At 38.6% G+C, this 24,816-nt stretch carries 22 protein-coding genes and 1 pseudogene; 1 reads left to right on the plus strand and 22 read right to left on the minus strand.

What is annotated here, in order from left to right:
* Positions 1-56 precede the first annotated feature (56 nt).
* The 6 genes from OZZ83_RS01525 to OZZ83_RS01550 form a co-directional block, all read right to left on the minus strand.
* Positions 57-1,220, minus strand: coding sequence for an LCP family protein (locus OZZ83_RS01525; RefSeq protein ID WP_002313776.1), 1,164 nt, complete (start codon positions 1,218-1,220; stop codon positions 57-59).
* 177 nt (positions 1,221-1,397) lie between these two features.
* Complete coding sequence (gene aroE, locus OZZ83_RS01530) at positions 1,398-2,252, minus strand: shikimate dehydrogenase (protein WP_002309292.1); 855 nt, start codon at positions 2,250-2,252, stop codon at positions 1,398-1,400.
* A 279-nt stretch (positions 2,253-2,531) separates the two neighbouring features.
* On the minus strand, positions 2,532-3,302 hold the full coding sequence (locus OZZ83_RS01535) for an ABC transporter ATP-binding protein (RefSeq protein ID WP_002309294.1): 771 nt from the start codon (positions 3,300-3,302) through the stop codon (positions 2,532-2,534).
* Between the two features lie 2 nt (positions 3,303-3,304).
* Positions 3,305-4,186 (minus strand): ABC transporter permease, encoded by an 882-nt coding sequence (locus tag OZZ83_RS01540; RefSeq protein ID WP_278023286.1) that lies wholly within the window; start codon positions 4,184-4,186, stop codon positions 3,305-3,307.
* Positions 4,183-5,232: a tryptophan ABC transporter substrate-binding protein gene (trpX, locus tag OZZ83_RS01545; protein WP_002309296.1), complete on the minus strand. Its 1,050-nt coding sequence runs from the start codon at positions 5,230-5,232 to the stop codon at positions 4,183-4,185. Before trpX ends, OZZ83_RS01540 begins: the two co-directional genes overlap by 4 nt.
* A gap of 448 nt (positions 5,233-5,680) precedes the next feature.
* The gene (locus OZZ83_RS01550) at positions 5,681-6,304 is read right to left on the minus strand and encodes a hypothetical protein (protein WP_002309297.1); all 624 of its coding nucleotides are present in this window, start codon (positions 6,302-6,304) and stop codon (positions 5,681-5,683) included.
* Positions 6,305-6,492: 188 nt separating this feature from the next.
* Between OZZ83_RS01550 and efbA the strand changes: the two genes are divergently transcribed.
* Positions 6,493-8,199: a fibronectin-binding protein EfbA gene (efbA, locus tag OZZ83_RS01555; protein ID WP_002313779.1), complete on the plus strand. Its 1,707-nt coding sequence runs from the start codon at positions 6,493-6,495 to the stop codon at positions 8,197-8,199.
* A 181-nt stretch (positions 8,200-8,380) separates the two neighbouring features.
* Here efbA and OZZ83_RS01560 read toward each other — a convergent pair whose 3' ends face one another.
* The 16 genes and pseudogenes from OZZ83_RS01560 to carB form a co-directional block, all read right to left on the minus strand.
* Positions 8,381-9,283: a LysR family transcriptional regulator gene (locus OZZ83_RS01560; protein WP_002309299.1), complete on the minus strand. Its 903-nt coding sequence runs from the start codon at positions 9,281-9,283 to the stop codon at positions 8,381-8,383.
* The gene (locus OZZ83_RS01565; RefSeq protein WP_002316248.1) at positions 9,280-9,972 is read right to left on the minus strand and encodes a carbonic anhydrase family protein; all 693 of its coding nucleotides are present in this window, start codon (positions 9,970-9,972) and stop codon (positions 9,280-9,282) included. Before OZZ83_RS01565 ends, OZZ83_RS01560 begins: the two co-directional genes overlap by 4 nt.
* 42 nt (positions 9,973-10,014) lie before the next feature.
* Entirely contained in the window at positions 10,015-10,656 is a 642-nt protein-coding gene (locus OZZ83_RS01570; protein WP_002288886.1) for a YfbR-like 5'-deoxynucleotidase, read from the minus strand.
* Positions 10,657-10,693: 37 nt separating this feature from the next.
* A complete protein-coding gene (locus OZZ83_RS01575; RefSeq protein ID WP_073490441.1) occupies positions 10,694-10,972 on the minus strand; it encodes a hypothetical protein in 279 nt (92 codons plus the stop codon).
* A gap of 76 nt (positions 10,973-11,048) precedes the next feature.
* On the minus strand, positions 11,049-11,684 hold the full coding sequence (locus OZZ83_RS01580) for an HAD family hydrolase (RefSeq protein WP_002309302.1): 636 nt from the start codon (positions 11,682-11,684) through the stop codon (positions 11,049-11,051).
* An 11-nt stretch (positions 11,685-11,695) separates the two neighbouring features.
* Positions 11,696-14,425 carry a sigma 54-interacting transcriptional regulator gene (locus OZZ83_RS01585; RefSeq protein ID WP_002316245.1) on the minus strand — a complete coding sequence of 910 codons (2,730 nt, stop codon included), beginning with the start codon at positions 14,423-14,425 and terminating at the stop codon, positions 11,696-11,698.
* Positions 14,426-14,530: 105 nt separating this feature from the next.
* Complete coding sequence (locus OZZ83_RS01590; protein ID WP_002313783.1) at positions 14,531-15,508, minus strand: SIS domain-containing protein; 978 nt, start codon at positions 15,506-15,508, stop codon at positions 14,531-14,533.
* Between the two features lie 52 nt (positions 15,509-15,560).
* Entirely contained in the window at positions 15,561-16,373 is an 813-nt protein-coding gene (locus OZZ83_RS01595; protein WP_002309306.1) for a PTS system mannose/fructose/sorbose family transporter subunit IID, read from the minus strand.
* Between the two features lie 14 nt (positions 16,374-16,387).
* Positions 16,388-17,167, minus strand: a complete 780-nt coding sequence (locus tag OZZ83_RS01600; RefSeq protein WP_002313784.1) for a PTS mannose/fructose/sorbose/N-acetylgalactosamine transporter subunit IIC — start codon at positions 17,165-17,167, stop codon at positions 16,388-16,390.
* A 19-nt stretch (positions 17,168-17,186) separates the two neighbouring features.
* Positions 17,187-17,657 (minus strand): PTS sugar transporter subunit IIB, encoded by a 471-nt coding sequence (locus OZZ83_RS01605; protein ID WP_002309310.1) that lies wholly within the window; start codon positions 17,655-17,657, stop codon positions 17,187-17,189.
* Positions 17,654-18,070, minus strand: coding sequence for a PTS sugar transporter subunit IIA (locus OZZ83_RS01610; RefSeq protein WP_002309312.1), 417 nt, complete (start codon positions 18,068-18,070; stop codon positions 17,654-17,656). Before OZZ83_RS01610 ends, OZZ83_RS01605 begins: the two co-directional genes overlap by 4 nt.
* Before the next feature lie 452 nt (positions 18,071-18,522).
* Positions 18,523-19,152: an orotate phosphoribosyltransferase gene (gene pyrE / locus OZZ83_RS01615; protein WP_029680876.1), complete on the minus strand. Its 630-nt coding sequence runs from the start codon at positions 19,150-19,152 to the stop codon at positions 18,523-18,525.
* A gap of 9 nt (positions 19,153-19,161) precedes the next feature.
* A pseudogene (pyrF, locus tag OZZ83_RS01620) lies at positions 19,162-19,875 on the minus strand (orotidine-5'-phosphate decarboxylase); the annotation flags it as partial.
* Positions 19,872-20,804 carry a dihydroorotate dehydrogenase gene (locus OZZ83_RS01625; protein WP_002309316.1) on the minus strand — a complete coding sequence of 311 codons (933 nt, stop codon included), beginning with the start codon at positions 20,802-20,804 and terminating at the stop codon, positions 19,872-19,874. The gene OZZ83_RS01625 and the pseudogene pyrF, both read right to left, overlap by 4 nt.
* Complete coding sequence (locus OZZ83_RS01630) at positions 20,801-21,577, minus strand: dihydroorotate dehydrogenase electron transfer subunit (protein ID WP_002309317.1); 777 nt, start codon at positions 21,575-21,577, stop codon at positions 20,801-20,803. Before OZZ83_RS01630 ends, OZZ83_RS01625 begins: the two co-directional genes overlap by 4 nt.
* A gap of 53 nt (positions 21,578-21,630) precedes the next feature.
* A complete protein-coding gene (carB, locus tag OZZ83_RS01635) occupies positions 21,631-24,816 on the minus strand; it encodes a carbamoyl-phosphate synthase large subunit (RefSeq protein ID WP_278023285.1) in 3,186 nt (1,061 codons plus the stop codon).

The following is a 24,816-nucleotide window of genomic DNA, read 5'->3' on the forward strand; positions in this document are numbered from 1 at the left end:
TTTGATTGATTCATGACAAAAGCCTTGTCGCAACTTCTTCTTAATCTTTTTTATGATCATTTATTCAAAAAATCTGTAATAGCTGATTGATTCATTTGATTATCAATTTCAAGAATGCTACCAGCATAATCACTTTGCCCATAATTCCACGAACCGTCTACTGGCACACTTATTCGATCAATGCCACCAGCTCCTCGTGCAATCGAAAAGAGGTTTTTCGTCAAGAACCAAGCAGTGACATCTGTGGATGTATACCCTAAAGCTTTACCAGCTGCATAAGGTGCACGAATCAGATTCAATGGATTCTTCAATTGGCTGAAAATAGCGTTCATTACTTGCTGTTGGCGTCTGACACGGCCAAAGTCTCCTTCTTCATCCATTCGGAAACGTGCGTACTGCAAAAGAACATGTCCATCCATCTTCTGGACCCCTTTTTTAATATCTACACCATCCAGATTCAGATCTTTTTCTGCATCGATCTTCACTCCGTTCATGAACAAGGCATCGATCACTTTTTCAAACGATTTGAAATCGACTTTCGCATAGTATTGACAATTGATTCCAAAATTTTCTACTAAAGTTTGACGCACTAGATCGGCTCCTCCGTATGCATAAGCTGAATTGATCTTATTTTGTCCTACCCCTGGGATCGTAACGAAGCTGTCACGCATAAAAGAAATCAGTTTCGGCTTATGGGAAGGACCATCCAACTGTAAGACCATGATCGTATCAGCTCGTCCAGCATCTTCTCCGCGTGTATCACTCCCAAGAATCAAAATATTATGCGCACCATTTGTCGCTTTTTGCCCATGAAAGGTTTCTGAAGTCGCTGCCTCTAAGCTTGTGTCATGTTCAGCTACATATTTACCAATAAAAAATGAGATACCTGAATAAAGGATCAAAACAAGCAAAATCGATAGAATGATTTTTTTCCACGATCGCTTTCTTCGAGATTTCAACGGTTTGTTCTTCTTTTGCCGATTGAAAAATTTTTTATTTTTTTGTTGTTCTTCTGTTCTTGGTGCATCTCTATATATCTGTTGTTCGTGTTGGTTCAAATGTTCAAATGAGTGCTGCTCTCTTTCATAAATACGGGTAGCATCTTCCTCATTTTCCATACGCGTTCGTTTTCGTTCTCTTCTAGCAAAAATACTCCCCGTATCCCGCTTCAGAGGTTTCGCCTTCTTATGGATGTCCTTATAGCGATCCATCCGACTCATTGTGGTTCCTCCTCGTTTCTTACTGATAAATAAAGGATACGATAACCAATCGACAAAAGCCTATCATTTTTTGATAATTTAATAAAAAATAACGAAATAAATGCTTCGATACATAAAGAATTACTTTTCTTGAGACCGTTTATGCGAGAATAAAAAATCTTTATCTATTATCCTTTTTTAATCAAACAGTTTTTCAATCACATGGATCGGCATCTTTTCCTTTGTCCATAATTCAAACGCGATTGCTCCTTGGTAGATCAACATGCCAAGTCCATTGTATCCTTTTGCTCCTACTTTTTTTGCTTCTTTTAATAAACGTGTTTCTCTAGGTGCATAAATCAAATCAAAAACCGCTAGTTTCTCATGCATCATGTTTATATCTAAGAGCGGTGACTGATCGATTTTCTTTCCCATCCCGATATCTGTTGCATTGACTAGAAGGCAGCTTTCTTTCAAGTCTTTTCTTAATTGATACGTATCGGCAAAATCACGAACTTTTATCTCACAAGAAGTTCGATAGCTGAGTTGTTCGAATGTTTCTTTTACTTGAGCGAATGTTTGATTGTTTCGTTTATAAACTACAATTTCCTTAGCACCGTCTAACGCCGCTTGAACAGTGACTGCCTTTGCTGCCCCTCCAGCGCCCAGCAGAGTCACTTTTTTCTTTTTGACCGAAATCCCAGCTTCTTGTACGGATTGCATGAAGCCCGCACCATCGGTATTATAGCCAATCAAACGACCTTTTTCGTGCACGATCGTATTCACTGCTCCAATCAATTGTGCTTCCTGGCTTACCTCATCCAGATAAGGAATAACCGCTGTTTTATTCGGCATCGAAAGGTTCACACCTAACATATCAAAAGTTCGTATACTTTCGACTGCTTGCTTCAAATTCATTGGGTTTACTTTGAAAGCTAAATACACCGCATCGATGTTGTTTGCTTCAAAAGCAGTATTGTGCATCAATGGAGATAAACTGTGAGAAGCTGGATCAGCAAAGAGTCCAGCTAATTTGGTTTGTCCAGAAATCATCTTATTCCTCCTTTGTTCTTACTTCAATAAAAAAAGCCACTTAGCGTTTGATACGAAAAAGTACGAAACGTCTAGGTGGCAAAGTAGCAAATTCTTTTCTCATCGTTCACTTGTCAGAGCAAAGAATATTCTATTTAATTGTTAAAATCATTGACTACGTGATCCTACAAAACACCCAAATATGTTCCAATTGTTTATTGTTTTAAGTATAGGATGAATCAAAGGAAGATGTCAATGAGTTTTCAAGTCCTTCTACTGAAAGGAGACTTTCTGTCGAAATCAATCTACTACTTCTTCAAAGAACTGCAAAAGGTCGCCCATTGTCAAATGTTGCTTTTCTTTTTCAGAAAGATCCTGAACAATTTTTCCTTTTTGGAGTACGATCAGACGATTTCCGTATTTCAAGGCGTCTTCCATTCGATGCGTGATCATGAGACAAGTCAATTTTTGTTCATTGATCCGCTGATTTGTTAACTGCATTAATGCTTTAGCTGTTTTAGGATCTAAAGCGGCAGTATGTTCATCTAATAACAGTAATTCAGGAGCCGTGATCGTCGCCATCAGCAAACTTAATGCTTGGCGTTGACCGCCAGATAATTCCCCTGCTGGAGTATCCAAATGTTGTTCTAGGCCATTACCGACTTCTTGACATAGTCTGAAAAAATCTTCTTTTTGATTTTTCAAGTTACGTAAACGGAATTTCCGCTTTTGCCCTCTTTTTTGTGCAAGTAGCAGATTTTCTGCTACAGTCATCCGGGGAGCCGTTCCCATCTTAGGGTCTTGGAAAACCCGAGAAAGGAATCGTGCTCTTTTTTCTTCTGAATCTTTTGTAATCAGCTGATCTTTAAAAGAGATCGATCCTTGACTGAGTTGAAGCGTACCAGCGATGGTATTGAACAGTGTGCTTTTTCCAGCACCATTCCCGCCAAGAACAGTGATAAAGTCCCCTTCTCTGATTGTAAGGTTGATTTCATCCAATAGTACTTTCTCTTCATTCATCCCATTGTTTACGACTTTTCTGCCGTTTTTGATTGTCAATATATCTGTCATTACTATGCCTCCTTCTCAAAACCCGTTTTTAAGTTCAGTGCTTTCTTCAATTGCGGGATCATCAGACAAATAGCTAAGATGATAGCGGAGAACAACTTCAGATAAGTCGTGTCAAACCCTAGTTTGATTACTACTAAAATCAATAGTTGATAAATGATACTGCCGACAACAATAGCAATCAATCTTTCTGCTAGCGTCAATTCTTGGAAAATCACTTCACCGATGATGATGGAAGCAAGACCGATGACGATCACGCCAATCCCTTTATTTACATCTGCATATCCGTCATTCTGGGCAATCAGCGCACCGGATAATGCAATGACACCGTTCGACAAAGTCAAACCTAAAATTTTCATACGATCGGTTTTTATCCCTAACGACCGAGCCATCGTTTCGTTGTCTCCTGTCGCAATATAGCCTTGACCTAAATCTGTATTGAAGAAGAATAGCAGTACAGCAATCAAGATGCCCAAAGAGATGAAGCCAAGAAGGACTGTGTCAAAGTAATCAGGTAATCCAAAGCGATGAAAGCTGTCTTGTAGAATCGGATGATTCAATAAAGATAGATTTGGTGTTCGCATCACAAACAAAATAATTGAGTTCAATCCTGACATCACTAAAATCCCTGCTAGAATAACCGGTATCTTTCCTTTTGTATAAAGTAACCCTGTAATGAGTCCTGCTACCATACCAGCACCTACGCCCAATAACGTAGCTAAAATCGGTGCTACCCCATGAGTGATAGCTGTCACACAGACAGCAGCACCTAATGGGAAGGACCCTTCTGTCGTCATATCAGGAAAATCTAAGATCCGATAGGTCATGAAAATCCCTAATCCTAATATTGCCCAAAGCATGCCTTGTGAAATAGCTGATACGATCATTTGTCATCCTCCTTAGATGTTTCTTGTTGCGACTCATCTGTAATGATTTTGGCTTTTTCTTTCATCGATTGAGGAATAGTGATTCCTAAGTGATCAGCCTGAGATTGATTGATCACTGTATCCCCTTGATCAAACATATAAACAGGTGTCGTTTCCGGTTTTTCTTTTCCGCTCGCAAGTTTTGCCGCCATCTTACCGCTTTGAAGCCCTAATTGATATTGATTGATCCCGATTGTTGCTAGTCCGCCTTGTTCTACCATTGTATCAACAGAAGGAATGACGGGGATATTTGCTTTATTCGCTTCTTTAACCACTGTCTGCATAGCATTGGCAATCGTATTGTCTAATGGAACATAGATAAAATCGACTTGTCGGCTCATCACTTGTACCGTTTGTGCAATCTCATTAGTGGAAGGCACCGCATATTTTACTGCTTCTAACCCTTCTTTTTTTGCAGCTTCTTCCGCTTGTGCTACTTGGTATTTTGAATTATCTTCCGAAGAAGCATACAAGATCCCGACTTTTTTTGCATTTGGCAGCAAATCAGAAGCAAGCTTGATTTGTGAAGCAACAGGTGGCTGATCAGAAACACCTGTCACGTTTCCACCAGGTTTCTCTAAAGAACCAACTAATCCAGCCCCCACAGGATCCGTTACAGCACCTAATACAACGGGAATCGACGAAGTCGTGTTTGCTAATGATTGAGCAGCAGGCGTTGCGATTCCGATCAAAACATCAGGATCGGATTGTACTAGCTGTTGACTCATTGTGGCTAGCTTGCTCTGATCGGCTTGTCCATTTTGAAATTTGATTTCAAGATTTTCTCCTTCTTTTAATCCTTCTTCTTTCAGACCATCTTTGATCCCTCGATAAATCTCATCTAATGCCGGATGGCTCACATATTGCAATACCCCGACAACTGTTGTTTTTTTTGTCTGGTTCGTCGAAGTACTTTCTTTTTCTCCTGAGGCTTTTCCATAAATAAATGCACCTGCTAAATAAACTAAAATAATTACTACAACTGTTATTAAACGTTTGTTTTTCATTTTTTCCTCCTGCAAAGTCAAACTTTTTATTTATTAAAATCAGGCAAGTATCCAGTCTACAAAAAAAGACAATGGCCAAAACGGTCATTGTCTTTACACAAAAAACCGCATAGATAGGATCTATGCGGCAGTCAATGTTCATGTCTAGCATAGATACAAGCTTTAGAAATGCACTCTAAAAAGTTGTATCTATGGGAAAGTTTCACCATTAATACAACTTATCTACGCCAGCTGCGCCAATTTTTTTTGTTCTCTGCTGAAATACGTTTTGATAAGTTCATTACAGGTCACCCTTTCCTTAAGAATTGATTTAAGTCTAATCGAATTTTTGAATTTCGTCAACTATATTTTTTATTTTTTTCATTTGTTATTTTGAAGATCAAACATCACTTGTTCTGATAATTAAAAATAGCGCTATATAGAGCCACCATTTCATCACGTTAACGACTCAATTAGCAGTCTCGGCATTTGGGGAAGCTGTTCCTGTTCTATCCATTTCTTCTTCTAATTGTTTGATATTGGCTAACGGTAGTCGATTCAGCTCAGGGATCAACTCCTTATCAAAATCAGTTATTCCTCCCTTACCCGCAGTTATCCGATTTGCTTCTTTTCCTCCATCAAAGAAAATAAATGTCACTTCATCCGTTCGTATGTTATATTTTTGTTCCAGTTCATGTACGTCATAAACGATCGGATAATAAAAGATCGGTCGATTCAATTCTTCCATAAGCTCAGGGTCATTAAAGACATCCAGCATATCCTGATAGGTTTTCCCGTTCGGTTTGCTGAACATCACCGATATCGCTCGGCTTTGTTTGATTTTCTGATCCGCTTGACTGTAATCAAAAGGTTTTAATTTGCTGGTTGGTATGGATGAATAAACGAGACTATTTACTTGCTCTTCTCGGATTTTTTCCGGCAACAAAAACATCGCAATTGTTAGTAGCAATGATAAGATGAGCAGAAACACAAGACGTCGAAAATACTTAATTGGATTTTCTGCGAATGACACTGAGAAATGATCATTCATTTCTTGTACTCTCGATTTAACTGCTTCCCAAATAACAAACACCTTCTTTTCTACTTTTTCTCCTATTTTTTATTATACCTAAAAATTTGGATTTCAACGATAAAAACACTGTTTTTTATGTAATTAGTCCAATTTTTTCTAGACTTTTGCTTCACTATTCGGCCAAATTGGTTTTTCTTCTTTTTTTCGTTATAATGAATATACTTATGAAAAGAAATGAGGAATGAACCATGTCCTTTGATGGTGTATTTACCCATGCGATGGTCAACGAATTGCGTGAAACGTTACTATCTGGCCGGATCTCGAAAATCCATCAGCCTTATGAAAATGAAATCGTGCTGGTGATTCGTTCACGCGGCAAAAACCATCGATTATTATTATCTGCGCACCCTAGTTATGCTCGTGTACAGATTACCCAAATCGATTATCAGAATCCTGATAATCCGCCTAACTTCGTGATGATGCTTCGAAAGTATTTGGATGGTGCTATTTTAGAAAGCATCGAACAAATCGAAAACGATCGAGTGATCCATTTTCACTTTGCTAAGCGCAACGAGTTGGGCGATTTACAGAATATCATATTGATCGTTGAATTAATGGGGCGTCATAGTACGATCGTCTTAGTTAATCAAGAAACTGGAAAAATATTGGACGCGATCAAACACATAGGAAGCTCTCAAAACACTTATCGTTCTTTGCTTCCCGGCGTAGAATACATTGCTCCGCCAAAACAAGAGGTCTTGAACCCATTTAGCTCCGATAAAGAAAAAATCTTCCAGCGACTTTCTCAAACTGAACTAGAACCAAAAGCAATCCAATATCAGTTTCAGGGAATCGGTTTCGATACTGCTCAAGAGCTGACCAAGAGATTGCTTGAACGTCCTAATGAAAAAATGGTTGTTTGGGACGAATTTTTCTCATCGATCATCAATCACCCAGACCCTACTTTTTACGAAACGACAAATAAAGATTTCTTTACGCCGATTGTTTATCAGGTATTTTCCGAACAAGCATCTGCTGTGACAACTTATCCAACACTCAGTCAATTATTAGATAGCTATTATCACGAAAAAGCGGAGAAAGATCGGGCAAAACAACAAGGCGGAGAACTGATCCGAAAAATCGAAAATGAACTAAAACGAAATAAAAATAAATTGAAAAAACGTGAACAAACACTCAAAGAATCCGAAAACGCTGAGAATTACCGTAGAGATGGCGAACTACTTACTACTTTTCTAACACAAGTACCACGTGGCGCAAAAGAAGTTGTTTTACCTAATTATTATGAAGAAGACCGGCCAATCAAAATAGCATTAGATCCGGCGTTGACGCCAAATCAAAATGCACAGAAATATTTTCATCGATACCAAAAGCTGAAGAACGCCGTTAAGTTGATTGGCGAACAAATCCAAGAAGCCAAAGATGAAATCCAATATCTTGAATCTGTCTTGTCTCAACTGGAAATTGCCGGTCCGATGGATATCGAAGCAATCAAAGAAGAATTGACTGCTGAGGGCTATTTGAAAAAGAAGACACAGAAAAAACAAAAGAAAAAGAAACCATCTCAGCCTGATCAATACTTTTCTTCTGACGGAACGCTCATTCTTGTTGGTAAAAACAACCTTCAAAATGACCAGCTGACAATGAAAACAGCTAAGAAAACCGACTATTGGCTCCATGCAAAAAATATCCCTGGTTCGCACGTCATCATCAAAAGTGATCAACCTTCAGATGAAACAATTACCGAAGCTGCCGAGTTAGCTGCCTATTTTTCAAAATATCGATATTCTGCCCAAGTACCAGTTGATCTTGTACAAGTGAAGCATATCCGCAAGCCAAATGGTGCCAAACCTGGTTACGTCATTTATGAAAATCAGAAAACAGTCATCGTGACACCAGAAGAAGAGAAAATTATAGCTATGAAACAAAACGGGTAATGAATGTATTTTCTTAGAATCATATTTTCGTACTTTTTCATAAAAGCAATCAGTTATAAATTGCTTTCTATAAAAAGAGGGGTTGTGACAAAATTCGTGTCACAACCCCTTATTTCGAATAAACTGTTTTGTTTGGCTGTTCTTTCTACTTAATATCAGTCAGATGTTCCGTCTGCTTTTCTTAATTCTGTTGGTCCAGTAACCGAGGAAGCTCTTTGATAAATCTTTGAGCGATTTCACTGAGCGGGCGCTTTGCCGAATAAATGATATAAAATTCATTTAGCTCGCCTTCTGCTAAAGGAATTAACCGCAAGTGCTCACGAATTCCTCCAATCACAATACCAGACCCTGAAGCGTACGCATCAGTTTCAAGAACGATATTCATCAAAGTCCCTCGATCACTGGTATAGATCACTGTTTCTTGATCAGGAATCTCGATAAGGTCTTCATAAAAATACGGAAAATTATTTCCATCCTGTGTAAAACGAACTTGAGGATAAGATAACAATTCTTCTTTTGTGATCTCTGCGTGTGTAGCTAGCGGATGTCCATGCCTTAAAAAAATGTGTGTTTTAAATTTTCCAATGCTGCGGCCACTTAGTTCTCCTTGTTGCAAATATCTTCTGATACCAGCTTGATTATGCTCGTTCATATAAATAATGCCGATTTCACTGTGCTGCTCTTTGACTTCTTCGATCACTCTCGCCGTCGTCGTCTCCATGATCCGAAATTGTTTGATTTCATCTTTGAATTCCTCGAGTAGCTGTGCGGTCAAAGGACCTAAGAAATCATAATGCTGGGCAGCGATTGAAAAATTCTCTCTCTTTTCACTCGTTAGATAGTGACTTTCTAATGTATCAAGCTGAACCAAGATTTTTTCGGCACGATTTAAGAAATCTTGTCCTTCTTCTGTTAAATATGCACCTCGATTCGTTCGAGTAAATAGCGTGATTCCTAACTCGGTCTCTAATTCTTTGATACCAGCTGAAAGACTTGGTTGTGAAACAAACATTTTCTTTGCAGCTTCTCTGAAACTACCATTATTTGCCACAGCGACCACATATTTCATTTGTTGAATATTCATTGCTCAAACTCCTCAAAATAATAAATTTCTCTTCCATTCAAGGGTTGAATTGGTCGGTTGTTCGGCTGTGCATACTGCCCTTTGAAGGGTAGAAGAAACTCTTGGTTCAATTTTTCTACATGATCCATCACAAACCATTGGATTGGTCCGCTGGTAGGTGGAGTTGTCAATGAACCTACATAATGAAAATGGCTTTTTTTCTCTGGAAAAAAGACATCTGGATTTACCCAGTGTTCATGTTTTTCTAAATTCCATCTCTCTCCATTTTCTTGATTATAAAACCAACCTTCCTGTTCCATTAACTGATACATGACGCCCACGACCAGATTCTCTTTTTTGCTGTTCATATGAACAAAATGAAACTCAATATCTTCCTGTTTCCCGTCGATGATATGTTCTGATGGTAAGTGGAAATGAATATCTGTCAAATAATAGCGTTCTTTCTTGAACTCTACATAACTGAGTTGATCAAAAGGTACTAAATGAATCGTATTTTTGAATTCCTTGTCAGTGAAGCGTTGCTTTTGATAATGAAACGAAAGTGTCTCTCCTTTCATTTTTATTTCTTCACCTTTTGTTAAATGAATAGGTGACTGCAACGGAAATTCCGCACCTCTCGCAAACCAATCACATAAATTCGCCCAATTTTCCGGACCTCTGTCTCCAGAATAGCCCCATTCGACATCCATATTCTTTTTCAACTATACTTCCCCCTGCATCTCATATCGTTTTTATTTTTCTTCTTTCTTTACAATCGTTGAGACAGTTTCTAAAAACGCCTCTTTTCCATAAAATTCCTGGTTCAATAGTTCCGGAAATATCTCTTTAAAGAAATACTGAACAGAAGGCCGATGTTCAAAGCTTTTGATAGTCGTCACTGCCTCAATGAACATCTCCTTGTAAACTTTTTCTGGATTATTTTTGATGATTTCATCAAAAGACTCATAAAGAAGGTCAACCTTATCTGAAATGGCTAATAGTTCTCCTTCTACAGTTTCATCTTTTCCCTCGAACAACCGACGGCGATAAACTTCTTGGAACTCAGCTGGAATCTCTTGATTGATGAATTCGTCCGTCATCTTTTCTTCAACTGTTTGCAGCATCCCTCTTAATTCTTTGCTTGCATATTTCACTGGTGTTTTGATATCACCAATAAAACGTTCTGTGTAGTCATGATTCAGTGATTTTTCATAGAGCAGTTTCCAATCGATTGGCTGCCCATTTGCTTCTTCAATATCTCCTAGAACTTGCGCAATAGATGCTACACGATACGAATGTGCTGCGACTGTATGCTCCGTATATTTAAAAAAACCAGGTGCCCTTGTGATCGTCTCTAAATTGTTCAATCCTAAAATAAATTCATTCAATCCCATAAAAGTTACCTCCCTTTGAGATTTCTTTTTCCGAATATCATATCATTAAATAACTGACATTCGCAACATTTCCGCTCTTTTCCATTTTCGCAACAGCTCGCTTACCAAAAAATAGAGAAACTCTCGATAGAATAGAATGCAGAGAAGAGATTATTCTCTTTTCTCTGCTATTTAGTCTTAGCAAAATAAATTTTGCAAAAATCAAAAACTGATCACGATAGAAGTTTCTTTTCATATCTGATGAAAAGATACTTTTCGCAATCAGTTTTTGGATTGTTTTTATATCGATTGATAGCCATTTTTTCTCACAATCAATTAATTATATGCTTAAGATTCTTGTTCAAAAATTTCACGAAGTTTCGGGGCATTTAAATCTTTTTCAGATAGTTGAATCAATCTATATCGTAAGTTTCGATTATTTGAATGATATCGTTCAAGTCATCAATCACGATATCTGCTTGTGCCTGATCAAGGGGCAGATCTTGCTTTAATGCAATCGTATATAAATTAGCTGCTTTTGCTGACGCAATACCAACAGGAGAATCTTCTACTGCGATGCAATGTCTACCATCCAATGCATTTACTGCGATTTGATAAATTTCTGGATGTGGTTTGCTTTTAGATAGCTTTTCTCCTGAAATGACAAAATCGAAGTATGGTGCTAAAGCATTCTGTGTCAGCATTTTGTCGATTTCTCTTTGAGGAGAAGAAGAAGCAAGAGCAATTTTGATACTTTTCTTTTTTAAATAATCCAAGATGTCTTCCGCACCCTTTCGCAGTGCTATTTTAAAGTCAATAGGATGTTTTTCCCGGTACGCAAGGTATTCTTTTCTAAGATCAGCTCGTTGGTCTTTTTCTGAGACCAATACTTCCCAAATCCCATTTTCTGTCAGTCCAACGAAATCCAACTTATTCGTCGAACCTGGTAGGATGTTTTTTTCTTTGAAAAATTGCATACGTCGATCAAAATAAAAATTTTCTGAGTCAATTAAGACACCATCCATATCAAAAATCATGCCTAAATTCACAAACCTTCCTCCTATCCATAAATAATTTCATGAATCAATCGTAATTCCAACGTGGAAATCTTGATAGTATACTCACTCTCTATTTCGAAAAAGGCACGATGGATCTGTTCCATTTCTGCACCTGCTTGAGTCGTATATTCCTCTATATCTTCTTGTTCATCCACACTTTCTTTCCTTAAAATTCGTTCAATCATACAGCAGCAATGTAGGTATAGTAAAAACAACTTACTATTAGATAGAGTGATCTCTAAGGTTTCCTCAGCTACGGATACAGCACTTTGCACTAAACGCAACAGTTTGGTTGCGTCCAAAATCGTTAAATTTTCGATGATTTTATTAATTGAAAAACTGAACATCAGCTGTTCTTTTAAATCTTTATCACGTATGTCAAAATAATCTTGTAGAATTGAAATGAACTTCTCAACATCTTCACCGTTAATTAAATGATCAAGACCAATATAAGGAACCTGTTCGATTTTGGGATCTTCTGTTCCTACAATCATCAATACTTCATATATTTGGAAAGGATCCTCATACATTTTATTTTTTTGCAATTTTTTGTAATCATACGGAATAATCGTCAATTCTTTGCAATGATTTTCTAAACAAGATTCCAAAATCTCTTGTATTTGAGTAGCTGAACCTATTCCGGTGTAACAGCAAGTTAAGATTGCCTGTGTTTTTTCTTTTTTTGGTAGTATTAGTTGTTTTTTTACTTTGTTTTCTATATCGATTTTTTGGCTGATTTCTGCGATAGACATTTGTCTTTGAATCAACTGCCCAATCTCCAATACAAGAGGCGTAGAGACATAATCGATAATCAGCAGTGGACCACGTATTTTATCTGCTAGCTTTTTTCCGATTTCGTTCAACGACCCCATATCTACTAATAAAATCAACCCGGCGTCCGTTTGATGATCATTGATAAAGCGAATAACTTGTTCTTCTACTTTAGCTAACGTGATATTGATTGGCATATCATAAGCTTGAAAGATATTCTGCTTCAGTATCCGATTGCCTACGTTCGCCATACTGCTAGCAGTAGAATAACCATGAGCTAAAATGATACTCTTGATTTTCTTTTCTCCTAGCGTGATCTGCAACCCATGAAAATAAAAGGAAATAAAAATCAAATCTTCCTCTTTAAAATCTTGATCTAATTGTCGAGAAATATGTCCTAGTACTTTTTTAGCATACCAATAAGAAGTATCTATGGAACTCGAAACCAATTCTAACAACTTGTCTTTGACACTTTGCCATTCATGATTTTCTGCAATCATATCTGTGTTGTTTTTATGGTAGAGATACTGTGCTAGGGCAATCACACGATTACCATCTTGTTCCAATCCGTAGTTTTCATGCATCCAATCAAAAGTTTCTCGTATCTGATAGGTTAGTACAGAATAAAATGATTCTTCTTTCGAATAACTATCTTTAAAAATAAACTCGTCCATCAAATGATTGATTCGATTTACCGTATGATCAATAAAATCTTTGATCATTAATTCTTGCTTTTCAACTTTTTGATACATTTGCACTATTTTTTCAAATAACTGTCTGATTTGCCTGACTTCTGAAGATTCTAAAAAGACTTGGTTAGCTGTATGCGGCAAATATTGGCGGTCTGGTAAAGCTTTAATCGTTTTTTTTAGCTGCTCTTTTAGCTGCATGGTATTTTCAGTTGGAAGATCCTTCAAACGAACTCGAATAGACAGACTATTTTGGTTTTTGGCGTACGCACTACCGCAGACATATTTCACGATGTTCTTTATCTTCCCTACATTGCCTTCTAAGTCACTATTAAGCAAAAAGTCCACTAGTTGATAACTTACATCGATGCGTTTTGACAAAATATTCGCTTCATTGATAAAAAATGTGTCTATCAGTTGCATACGTTCTGATTGCGGACGACGTTCATAATTCGGCAACATGACAATCACTGGCAAACGGCGAATAAAGGTCGGCAAAAATGTTTGATAGACATTCTCAGTTGTTGCAAATATCATACGGACGTTTGCTTTATGTCTGATTGCATTGTCCCCCATCGGTGAAATTTCTCCTGTATCCATAAATGTAAAAAGCTTTTCTTGCCCTTCATCACTTAAGCGGTGAACCTCATCCAAAAATAATACGCCATTATCAGCTTTTTCTATCAATCCAATATGTTCTTTTTCTGCTCCGGTAAATGCTCCTTTGACATGGCCAAACAAAGCAGAAGACAAGAGTTCAGGATTGTTGAAATATTGGGCACAATTATAAGAGATAAACGGAGCATCTTTTGGGATGACCTTTTCTGCTACAGCATATTCATAGATTTTTTCTGCTAAAAATGTTTTTCCTGAACCGCTATTGCCCGATAAAAGAATAGGTAACCCATTCCCAGGATAAAGTACTGCTGTTTTTATTTGATCAACTGCTTCTCTTAAGCTGCCATTTGCTCCAATCACCGTTTCTAATGCATTGGCTTTTTCTGCTGCAAATAAGTCTTCCCAAGTTTCATATTCAGATTCTCTGTGAAAAATGCCAAGTTCAGCTAAAGCTTCAACATGTAAAAAAGAGACGGGGTAACTCTTGACCTTGACCAATACTCCTTCTTTCATTCCTTGATTTAAGTAGAAGCTTGTTGTACTTCGATTCAAACCGACATTTTCGCTAATTGATAAAGCTGAAAAATCTTCTGCATGATGCTCACTGTAATTTTTTGTCAGCTCTTTTAAATATTTTTCTACTTTTTTGTTCATGATCAACACCACCCAATTTACTCTTGCTCAATCAATTGTACGAGAATAAGAAACCCTTTTCAATGCAAGGGAAGAAAAGCCGAGGCACTTGGCCTCAGCTCTAGTTTAATACTCTAATTTCCACATATAACGACGCTTTGTCAGTGGATGCTGGCGTACTTCAGCTAATTCTTCTGCATAGACGCGGAATACTGCTGTGATGACGAATGGATTGAAGTAATCAAGAACCTCTTTCGCAATGTGGGCAGACAGTCCCCAATCCAGTGCATCTACGATTTCTATTTTTGCATCGAAACGATTCAAAAAAGTCAGTGCTCGGGCATCCATTTGACGCGTACGACCATCATTCATCAATAAGATAAATGGTACGTCTTTGTCCGTGATTTCAAATGGACCATGGAAAAATTCACCAGAATGGAAAGTACCAGAGTGAATCCATTGCATCTCCATCATTAAACAAATAGAAGTGGAATACGCAACTTCATGAGTCGCTCCTGAACTCATAACATATATCACCTTTTCATTTTTGAAACGTTCGGCGAATTTTTTTGCTTGTAGACGTGCTCCCTTTGCACTTTCTTGCGACAAATCATAAATTTTGTCGAAACCATCCATCATCTTATCGTAGTCTTTATATCCTTCGATCTGATTTAGTAGTTCAACTGCAAGTTCTAAGCAGTAACCTGTTTTTTCTAGTTTTGCTGCGTAATCTTCTGTGAAACGATGATAAATCACATAGTCTGCGTCTTTCGTTAACGGAGAATCTACGCTATGTGTTAAACTAATAACTGTGGCACCTTGTTCTTTCGCTACTGCGTTAGCTTGAACAGTTTCAGGAGTCGTACCTCCCAATGAAGCTGAAATAACTACAGTATGATCGTTGATCGAGCGAGGTGTCGCATAATTGAATTCATTTGCCGTAAAGTGGCTGATACGTAATTTGTTTGCGTTTTGTTCTAAAAAATATTTTGCTGGATATAGATCTGCTTTCGATGCACCACAGCCGACAAATACGATGGACTCCACCTCTTTGTTCGCGATGATTTCTTTGACGATATCTTTTGGACTTAATGTTGAATTCATGTTTGAATTCCTCCTCATACTATTTATTTTTAACCTAAATTAGGTTGGTCCCTTAATTAAAAATCCCGCATAAACTTAGTAAAACACCACCAGCGATACAAATAGTGAGCATCAAACCGGTCCGAACTTTCTTTTGCAACAACCAATACATAAAAAACGTCAGCCCTAAAGGAATCAACTGGGGCATGATATTATCTAAAACATCCTGTAAAACAAACGCCTTGCCGAATCTTAGCGGCGTGGTGATCCCAATCATACTAGCAATCATGGCTCCAATGACCATCAAACCGATAATCGTACAAACATACATCACTTTATCCATCAAACCTTCTTGATACAGTTTCGCTAAATATTTATTCCCAGTATTATAACCAATTTTTCCGCCATAATATGTAACGAAAAAGGACGGAATGAAGGAGATGATAATGGCCAAGATAGGGCCTAAGATACTACCTTGCTGAGCGAGATTGATTCCAAAGCCAAAGGCCAAAACACGTATGGTTCCTTGGAAGAAAGAGTCTCCGATTCCTGACAAAGGGCCCATAAGCGAAGTCTTCAAAGCACTGATGGTTTCCGGATTGAAATTCTCTTGATCTTCGGCATATTGTTCTTCCATAGATGCTGTTAGTCCTAAAACGAATGAACTTGTTTGCGGCGTACAATTGTAGTAAGCCATGTGCCGCTCATAAGCATCGATTTTCTTTTGTTTGTCTTCTGGCTTGTCATAGATTTTATCGATGATTGGTGCAATACCATACATAAATCCCATATTCATTTGTCGTTCGTAATTCCACGAAGCTTGTATTGCCCACGAACGCCAGAAAAATTGCCAATACTTCCAACTATTTTGATCTTTCTTAGTCATAAAAAAACTCCTTTCTATAAATCATCTAAAGGATCAGGTTCGCTTACTGCTGTCCTATTATCTTTACCATTGAATTTGACTTGTGCCATCACAAAGGCCACAATGCAAGCAAAAGCTGCGATACCTGTGATGCTTAATCCGGAGTAAGCTGTGATTAGAAAACCAAGTAATAAAAACGGGATCATTTTTTTCGTCAACATCGTTTGTAACAACAAAGCAAAACCATATGCTGGTAAAATTTTGCTTGCTAAAGTCAGACCATTTGTCAACCATACTGGGATACTGCTCACGATATTTTTCACTAAATCTGTTCCAAAGTAAACAGCTAAAAAGATAGGGATAAAATACATCAGTGAATATAAGACCGTACCATAGATTATGTGGATCCGTCGTGCTCTGCTGAACTTTCCTTCATTGATTAAATTATCTGCCCAATGTGTCAGATTTGAGAGTACCGTCCGCATCAATATTCCAAGCATTTGTCCTAATACAGAGATTGGAATGGCAATAGTCAGAGCAGTTTCAGCATTGGAGCCAGATAGAATAGCAAAAGCTGTAGCAATAATGGACGCCATATTCATATCCGGTGGCGCTGCTGCTCCGATATTTACCAGACCAAGCGACATCAATTCCAGAGAAGCACCAACCAACAAACCTTTTTCCAAGTCACCTAATACTAACCCAACTAACGTACTCACGATTAAAGGCCGTTCAAAATTCATCCTCCCTAGTAGTCTAGAGTCCAAGATGCACATGATTCCGACCAGACCTAAGGCAATCGATTGAAACAACATAACGTAAACTCCTTTCTTTTTAAATCATTGTATTCAAATCCTCTTTTTTGGAGGTTGGAACCTGTTGCATGAACTGTTTGATGCCCATTGATTTTAGTACTTTCGCATCTTCTATCTCATTTTCAGTCAAGAAGATAGCATTACTGAATTGTTTTGATCCTTCTTTTTTTATGATGCCTCCGTAATTGATTTCCTTAACGTTTGAGTAACTTTCGCAAAACTGACGAACATCCTTGGTATTTCCAAAGATCATCATGATGTTTTCACTCAATGCTTCTATTTTAGATATTTTTGTCAAGGTATTTTCAACGGTAAATATATTGAGTTTGATTCCTTGAGGTTTTGATAGTTCTAAAGACATTTTTTTAAATTCATCATTGGCTGCTTCATCATTCACCACCAGAATTCGGTTGATTTGTAAAGATTTACTCCAAGAAAACACCACTTGTCCATGTAACAATCGGTGATCGATACGAATGAACTTGATCATAGATCATCTCCTCCTTCATTTGATTTTTTTAGTAATCGATTGCAATCAATCAATGACTGCCGACTTTCTTCGATAATCAATTCTAAATCTGCAGCAGCAATTGGGTTAACTTGCGTGGCGATTGAAATCACTAAGGGTAGATTCATTCCTGTGATCAAGCGTATTGCTGGCTCTTTCTTTAACAGTCCTATCATTTCATTATTGACACTTCCTCCTAAGATATCTGTGAGAATAAATAGATTTTCTTTTCCTAATTTTGAAACTATACTTTGTATTTGTTGTTCTATCGGCTCATCTTCATCGCGATAAGCCGATAATGCATAAATATTAGTGGCAGGTCCCAAGATCATTTCAGCTGTTTGTTTTAGACCTTGAGATAATGCGCCATGACTAGCTAGAATAATCGTATTCATTTTTATTTCCTCCTCGCTGACAGTTTTATATAAAGCAAATACCGTGCCAACTTCTGTTCAGCCTGTAAAAGCTATAGTTACAACTATTTCCCAACACTTTTATCATTTACTGATAAGTGTTCAATCTATTTTGTAAAAGTGTTGAACTGCTTTTCTACATATATAAAACAAAAATAGCCTCTCGACTGTGGGATAGGAACACAGTTGAGGGGCTGTTTTTGACTCGTTGAAGTCGTTCATACTTTGTGTAATCAGCGCTATTGAAGATCATGCATATGTATTTTATGGATGTATCTCCTCATCCAAATCATCCATGCAGGGTTATGAAAAAAATAAGGATACAGTTACATAAACTGTATCCTTAAAAAATATAACGGTGTAGAGAAATGGTAATTTAGAAATATTCAAAATAATATAGCTTTATTTCTTCAATTATCTAAGTATTTTTGTACTTAAAACTGCCAATTTTCAGGATCTTTTTTCCATTCTTTTAGCAGAGTTAATTCTTGCTCATCGATATAACGATCTTCTAAAGCTGCTTCGATCAATACAGAGTAATTGGTCAACGTCATAAGAGGGATTTCGGCTTTTTCGAAATTTGCTTTTCCTTTTGGCAACTCATACGTAAAGATAGCTGCAACACCAAGGATAGCTGCACCTTCTCTTTTTGCTGCTTCAGCTGCTTCCAAGACGCTACCTCCTGTAGAAATCAGATCCTCGATCACAACCATCTTCTGACCTTCAACTATACGCCCTTCGATTTGGTTGCCTTTCCCATGATCTTTCGCCTTACTTCGAATATAGACCATTGGCAAGTCTAATATTTCCGCTACCCATGCAGCATGAGGAATTCCTGCCGTTGCAGTTCCAGCAATTACTTGTACTTCAGGGAAAGCTTCTTTGATTTTTCTTGCTAAGCCTTTTGCGATCTCTTTTCGGACTTTTGGATAGCTCATCGTGATTCGGTTATCACAGTAAATGGGGCTTTTGATTCCACTTGCCCAAGTAAAAGGATTACTTGGATTTAAAAATACTGCTTCAATCTCTAATAGATCTTTTGCGATACTTTGTTCTACATTCATTTTAGGTTGGCTCCATTCTGTTTGAATCGCTCGGTATGCTTCATAAGGATCAGTTGCCTGTGTGATTGGTCGTCCCACAACGATGAAAGTTGAGCCAATCTCTCTTGCTTGAGAAGGTGTGACTACTCTTGTCTGATCTCCTACGACTGTTCCTTCTGGTCTTATCCCTGGAGTTAAGCAAACAAATTCATCTCCCGCCGTTTCTTTGATCGCTTCTACTTCCCAAGCAGAAGAAACCACACCATCTAATCCTGCTTTTTTGGCACAGTTAGCGTAATGGATCACACTTTTTTCTAAAGGAACCTCGATTAGTTGGTCTGCATGCATCTCCTCTTCACTTGTAGAGGTAAGTTGAGTGATAGCTAGAAGTAGCGGACGTTTCCCACCTTCTGGCGTTCCTTCTTCTAATCCACGCATTGCCGCCTCCATCATGCGAATACCGCCAGCTGCATGAACACATGTGACATCAACACCAAGCTTTGCCAGTCCCCGCATTGCTTTTTCGACCGTATTCGGAATATCGTGAAGTTTCAGATCTAAAAACACATCGTGACCAGCATCTTTTAAATAACGTACGATTTCAGGTCCTTCTTGGTAGAACAATTCCATTCCGATTTTCACAAACAATTTTTCTTCTTCTGGGAAAAAAAGAAGAAAGTCTTCTACTTCTTGCCAAGTTGAAAAATCTAATGCAATGATTGGTCGTTGGTTTAGTTGGTTCATCGTTCACGTTCCTCTCTCACTTCTTTGATTAATCTTTCCAGTGACTCAATACCTAGTTCGTTCATTCGCACTGGGAGCTCTTTGATTAGTTTAGGACAGATATAGGGATCGGTGAAATTCGCAGTCCCTATAGCTACAGCGCTTGCTCCAGCCATAAACATCTCAAGAACATCGTCCACTGTCTGCACGCCGCCCATCCCAATGATTGGAAGATTGGATATACTTGCCACTTGATGAATCAAACGGATAGCGACAGGCTTGATTGCTGGTCCGGATAGTCCACCTGTTTGATTGGCTAAAATTGGTTTTCTTGTCTTAAGGTCAATCCGCATACCAAGTAGTGTATTGATCATTGTAAATCCATCTGCCCCTCCAGCTTCGATTGCCTGAGCGATTGGAACGATGTCTGTCACATTGGGAGATAGTTTGACATAGACAGGAACAGAAGCAACTTTCTTTACTGCTTGTGTTAATTGAAAAGCAACATCAGGATCTGTTCCAAAAGCGATACCGCCATGCTTGACATTTGGACAGGAAATATTCAGCTCGATTGCTTTCACATTTGGCGCTTCGCCGATTTTGCTACAAACTTCTACATAGTCTTCTTCACAAGCACCAGCAACATTTGCGATGATGGGTAACTCATTGTACTCCTCTAATTCTGGAAGAAGTTTATTCATAACAACGTCTAGACCAGGATTTTGTAAACCAATCGCATTCAACATGCCAGATGGTGTTTCCGCCACTCTCGGTGTGGGATTGCCAAAGCGAGCATTTGGAGTCGTTGCCTTGACCATGATCGAACCAAGCTGATTCAAATCATAGTATTTTCCATATTCTTTGCCAAAACCGAAACAGCCGCTTGCTGGCATGATAGGATTTTTTAATTCTAGGCCAGGAAGTTTGACTGCTAAAGGATTCTCATTCATATAATTACCTCTCCTATTTTAAAAATCGGTCCTTCGTCACAAACTTTCACACTTTTTGTTCCTGTTTCATCTTCCGGCGTATGACAAACGCAAGCATAGCAAGCCCCTATCCCACATGCCATGCGGGATTCTAATGATAACTGGACATTTTGATGCGAAGAAAACAGCTGTTCCACTGTCTTCAATAACCCGTTTGAACCACATGCAAAAACTGCTGTAGGTTTCGTCTTCGTTCCTAATAATAAATTACCGACATTTCCGTGCATACCGTATGTGCCATCGTCAGTAGCGATTCTTGTTTCTCCAAGACGATTAAATTCTTTTTCATAATAAACGACTTCATGTGTGGCAAAACCTAAAAAGTGCGTTGGCTTGATCCCTTTTTTGACTAACTGCTTTGATAACTCATACAGAGGCGGGACACCGATTCCTCCACCGATTATAAATACTTCGTCTCCTGTATGAAGATCAGATAAATCAAAGCCATTACCTAAAGGGCCCATAACATCTAAATAGTCTCCGGCAGAAAGAGTAGAGAAAACGCTAGTCCCCTCACCTTCCACCCGATAGATAATACGGCAAGTATTTGTCTCGTGATCGATATGATTCAAGCTAATCGGTCGGCGTAGCAGCAAGTCTGCACGCGGCACGAGGATATGCAAGAACTGTCCTGGTTGCTGCATTTCTTTTACTAGATCACCTTTTAATGTCATTTCAAAAATCTTTGGTGCCAGCTGTTTTTGCTGAACGATTTCCATCATTTCTTGTTTCATCTGTCCCCTCCTGTAACGGATTTTCTTCTTTCGGTCTTAACATGTATACACCGTTAAATAGGGTTGGTTGAAAATGCACGGGATTCCATCACTCGAACGATCGCATCTGCTGTGTCTAAAGAAGTAAACAACGGAATACCATGTTCGACTGCTTCTCTTCGGATAATGAAGCCGTCTTTAGAAGCATTTCCCCGATCTTTATCAATCGTATTGACAACCACTTGTGTTTTACCATCTCGTATTAAGTCGACTACATTTTTTTCTGCTGCTTCCTCAGAAATTTTCGCAACTGTTCCAACAACCAAACCATGTTTTTCGAAATAGGCAGCTGTATGTTTCGTTCCTATCAGACTATAGCCGATTTCTGTAAAACGTTTAGCCAACTCTAGTGCTTCTTCTTTTGTTTCATCCGCAATCGTAAACAATACGGCTCCATATTCAGGCAAGTGTAATCCAGAAGCTTCGAATGCCTTGTACAAAGCTTTGTCTAATTGTCTGTCAGACCCCATTACTTCTCCAGTCGATTTCATTTCAGGCCCTAAGTAAGTATCGACTTTCTGCAATTTAGTAAAAGAAAAGACGGGCGCTTTAACATGGACTTCTTTTGTTTCCTTATAAAGTCCGTTTTCATAACCAAGTGCCTTTAATTTCTCTCCCAAAATAGCTTTCGTCGCAATTTGTGCCATTGGAATTCCTGTCACCTTACTTAAGAATGGAACAGTCCGACTTGCTCGAGGATTGACTTCGATCACATAAACCTCATTTTCATGGATGACGAACTGGATATTCATCATCCCGACACAGTTCAAACCTAATGCTAAACGGATCGTGTAGTCTTCGATCGTTTTCTTGATTGATTCAGATAATGTTTGAGGTGGATACACAGCCATTGAATCCCCTGAATGGACACCGGCACGCTCAATATGTTCCATGATCCCTGGAATGAGTACTGTTTCACCGTCACAAATCGCATCCACTTCGCATTCGCCACCAAGCAAATAGCGGTCCACTAGTACTGGATGTTCTGGAGAAGCTTTCACAGCATGTTCCATGTAGTCTTCTAAATCTCGCTGATTTTCAACGATTTCCATCGCACGCCCGCCTAATACATAGCTTGGACGAACAAGTACTGGATAACCAATTCTCGAAGCGATAACCACGGCTTCTTCTTTACTTGTAGCAGTATCCCCTAAAGGTTGAGGAATATCCAACTCTTTCAGCGCTTGCTCGAATAAATCACGATTTTCCGCACGATCCAAGTCTTCAATCGTTGTCCCTAAGATTTTTACACCAGCAGTAGTCAAAGGTTCGGCTAAGTTGATTGCTGTCTGACCACCGAATTGAACGATTACTCCTATCGGCTGTTCTAGCTCGATCACATTCATCACATCTTCGAAGGTCAATGGCTCAAAATATAATTTATCCGAAATAGAAAAGTCAGTAGAAACTGTTTCCGGATTGCTGTTCATGATGATTGCCTCGTATCCTGCCTGCTGGATTGCTTTGACAGAATGCACAGTCGCATAGTCAAATTCAACTCCTTGTCCGATACGGATAGGACCAGATCCCAGTACTAGAACTGAGGGCTTTTCTGATCGTGAACTTTCATTTTCATATTCATAGGAACTATAAAAATAAGGTGTTTTTGATTCGAATTCCGCTGCACAAGTGTCAACCATTTTATATACAGGAATCAAGTCATTTTCTTTTCTCATCTGGCGAACGGCTTCTTCGCTTATTTCCCACAGCTCCGCCACTTTTTTGTCTGTAAAACCGTTTTGTTTCGCTGTTTTCAATATCCTGTCATCCAACGGCTGCTGTTTCAACTGCTGTTCAATTTCTACGATATGCAACAGTTTATCTAAAAAGAATAAATCGATTTTTGTCAAATCTGCCAATTCTTCTATGGTGTACCCTCGTCTAATAGCTTCAGCTACATAAAACAGGCGATCATCTTGTGCTCGAACCACTTTTTGGATTAGGTCATCGTCCGTGATGTCTGCCAACTCAGGAAGTTCGATATGGTGTGTACCGATTTCTAAAGAACGCACAGCTTTCAATAAAGACTCTTCGATATTCCGACCGATAGCCATCACTTCACCAGTTGCTTTCATCTGCGTACCTAAAAGCCGTTCTCCGTTTTCAAACTTATCAAACGGCCAGCGAGGAATTTTAGCTACAACATAATCTAATGCAGGTTCAAATTCTGCAAAAGTCGTTCCTGTTACAGGATTTTTCATTTCGTCTAATGTTAATCCAAGCGCTATTTTAGCAGCTAGCTTAGCGATCGGATAGCCAGTCGCCTTACTTGCTAACGCCGATGAACGAGAAACACGCGGATTGACTTCAATCACATAATAATTAAAGCTATGTGGATCAAGAGCAAGTTGGACGTTACAGCCTCCTTCGATCTTAAGTGCTCGAATAATCGAAAGAGAAGCATCACGAAGCATTTGATATTCATGGTCAGACAATGTCTGGCTAGGAGCAAACACGATAGAATCACCTGTATGGATACCCACTGGGTCAAAATTTTCCATGTTGCAGACAACGATTGCATTATCAGCCGAATCTCTCATCACTTCATATTCAATTTCTTTAAAACCCGCAATACTTCGTTCAATTAAACATTGGGTAGCTGGGGAAAGACTTAATCCATTTTCTGAGACTATTCGTAATTCTTCTTCATTTTCACACATGCCTCCACCAGTCCCGCCTAAAGTAAAGGCTGGACGAACGATGACGGGATAGCCGATTTTATTTGCAAACGCTACAGCTTCTTCTACTGTATTGACGATTTCAGACTCGGGGATTGGCTGATTCAATTCTTTCATCAACTGTTTGAATAAATCACGGTCTTCTGCTTGATCGATCGCAGAAAGCTTCGTTCCTAGAAGTTCTATGTTCAATTCTTCTAAAATACCTGATGCTGCCAGCTCCATTGCCATATTGAGGCCTGTCTGTCCGCCTAAAGTTGGAAGGAGAGCATCTGGACGCTCTTTTCGAAGAATCCTTGATACAAATTCAAGTGTGATCGGTTCGATATATACTTGATCTGCCACTTCTTTGTCCGTCATGATCGTCGCAGGATTAGAATTTACTAAAACCACTTCATATCCCTCTTCTTTTAAAGCAAGGCAAGCTTGTGTTCCTGCGTAGTCAAATTCTGCGGCTTGACCAATGATGATCGGACCAGATCCAATCACCATAATTTTCTTGATATCTGTACGTTTCGGCAT

The sequence above is a fragment of the Enterococcus sp. E5-162 genome (assembly GCF_035725965.1).
GTDB lineage: Bacteria > Bacillota > Bacilli > Lactobacillales > Enterococcaceae > Enterococcus_B > Enterococcus_B lactis.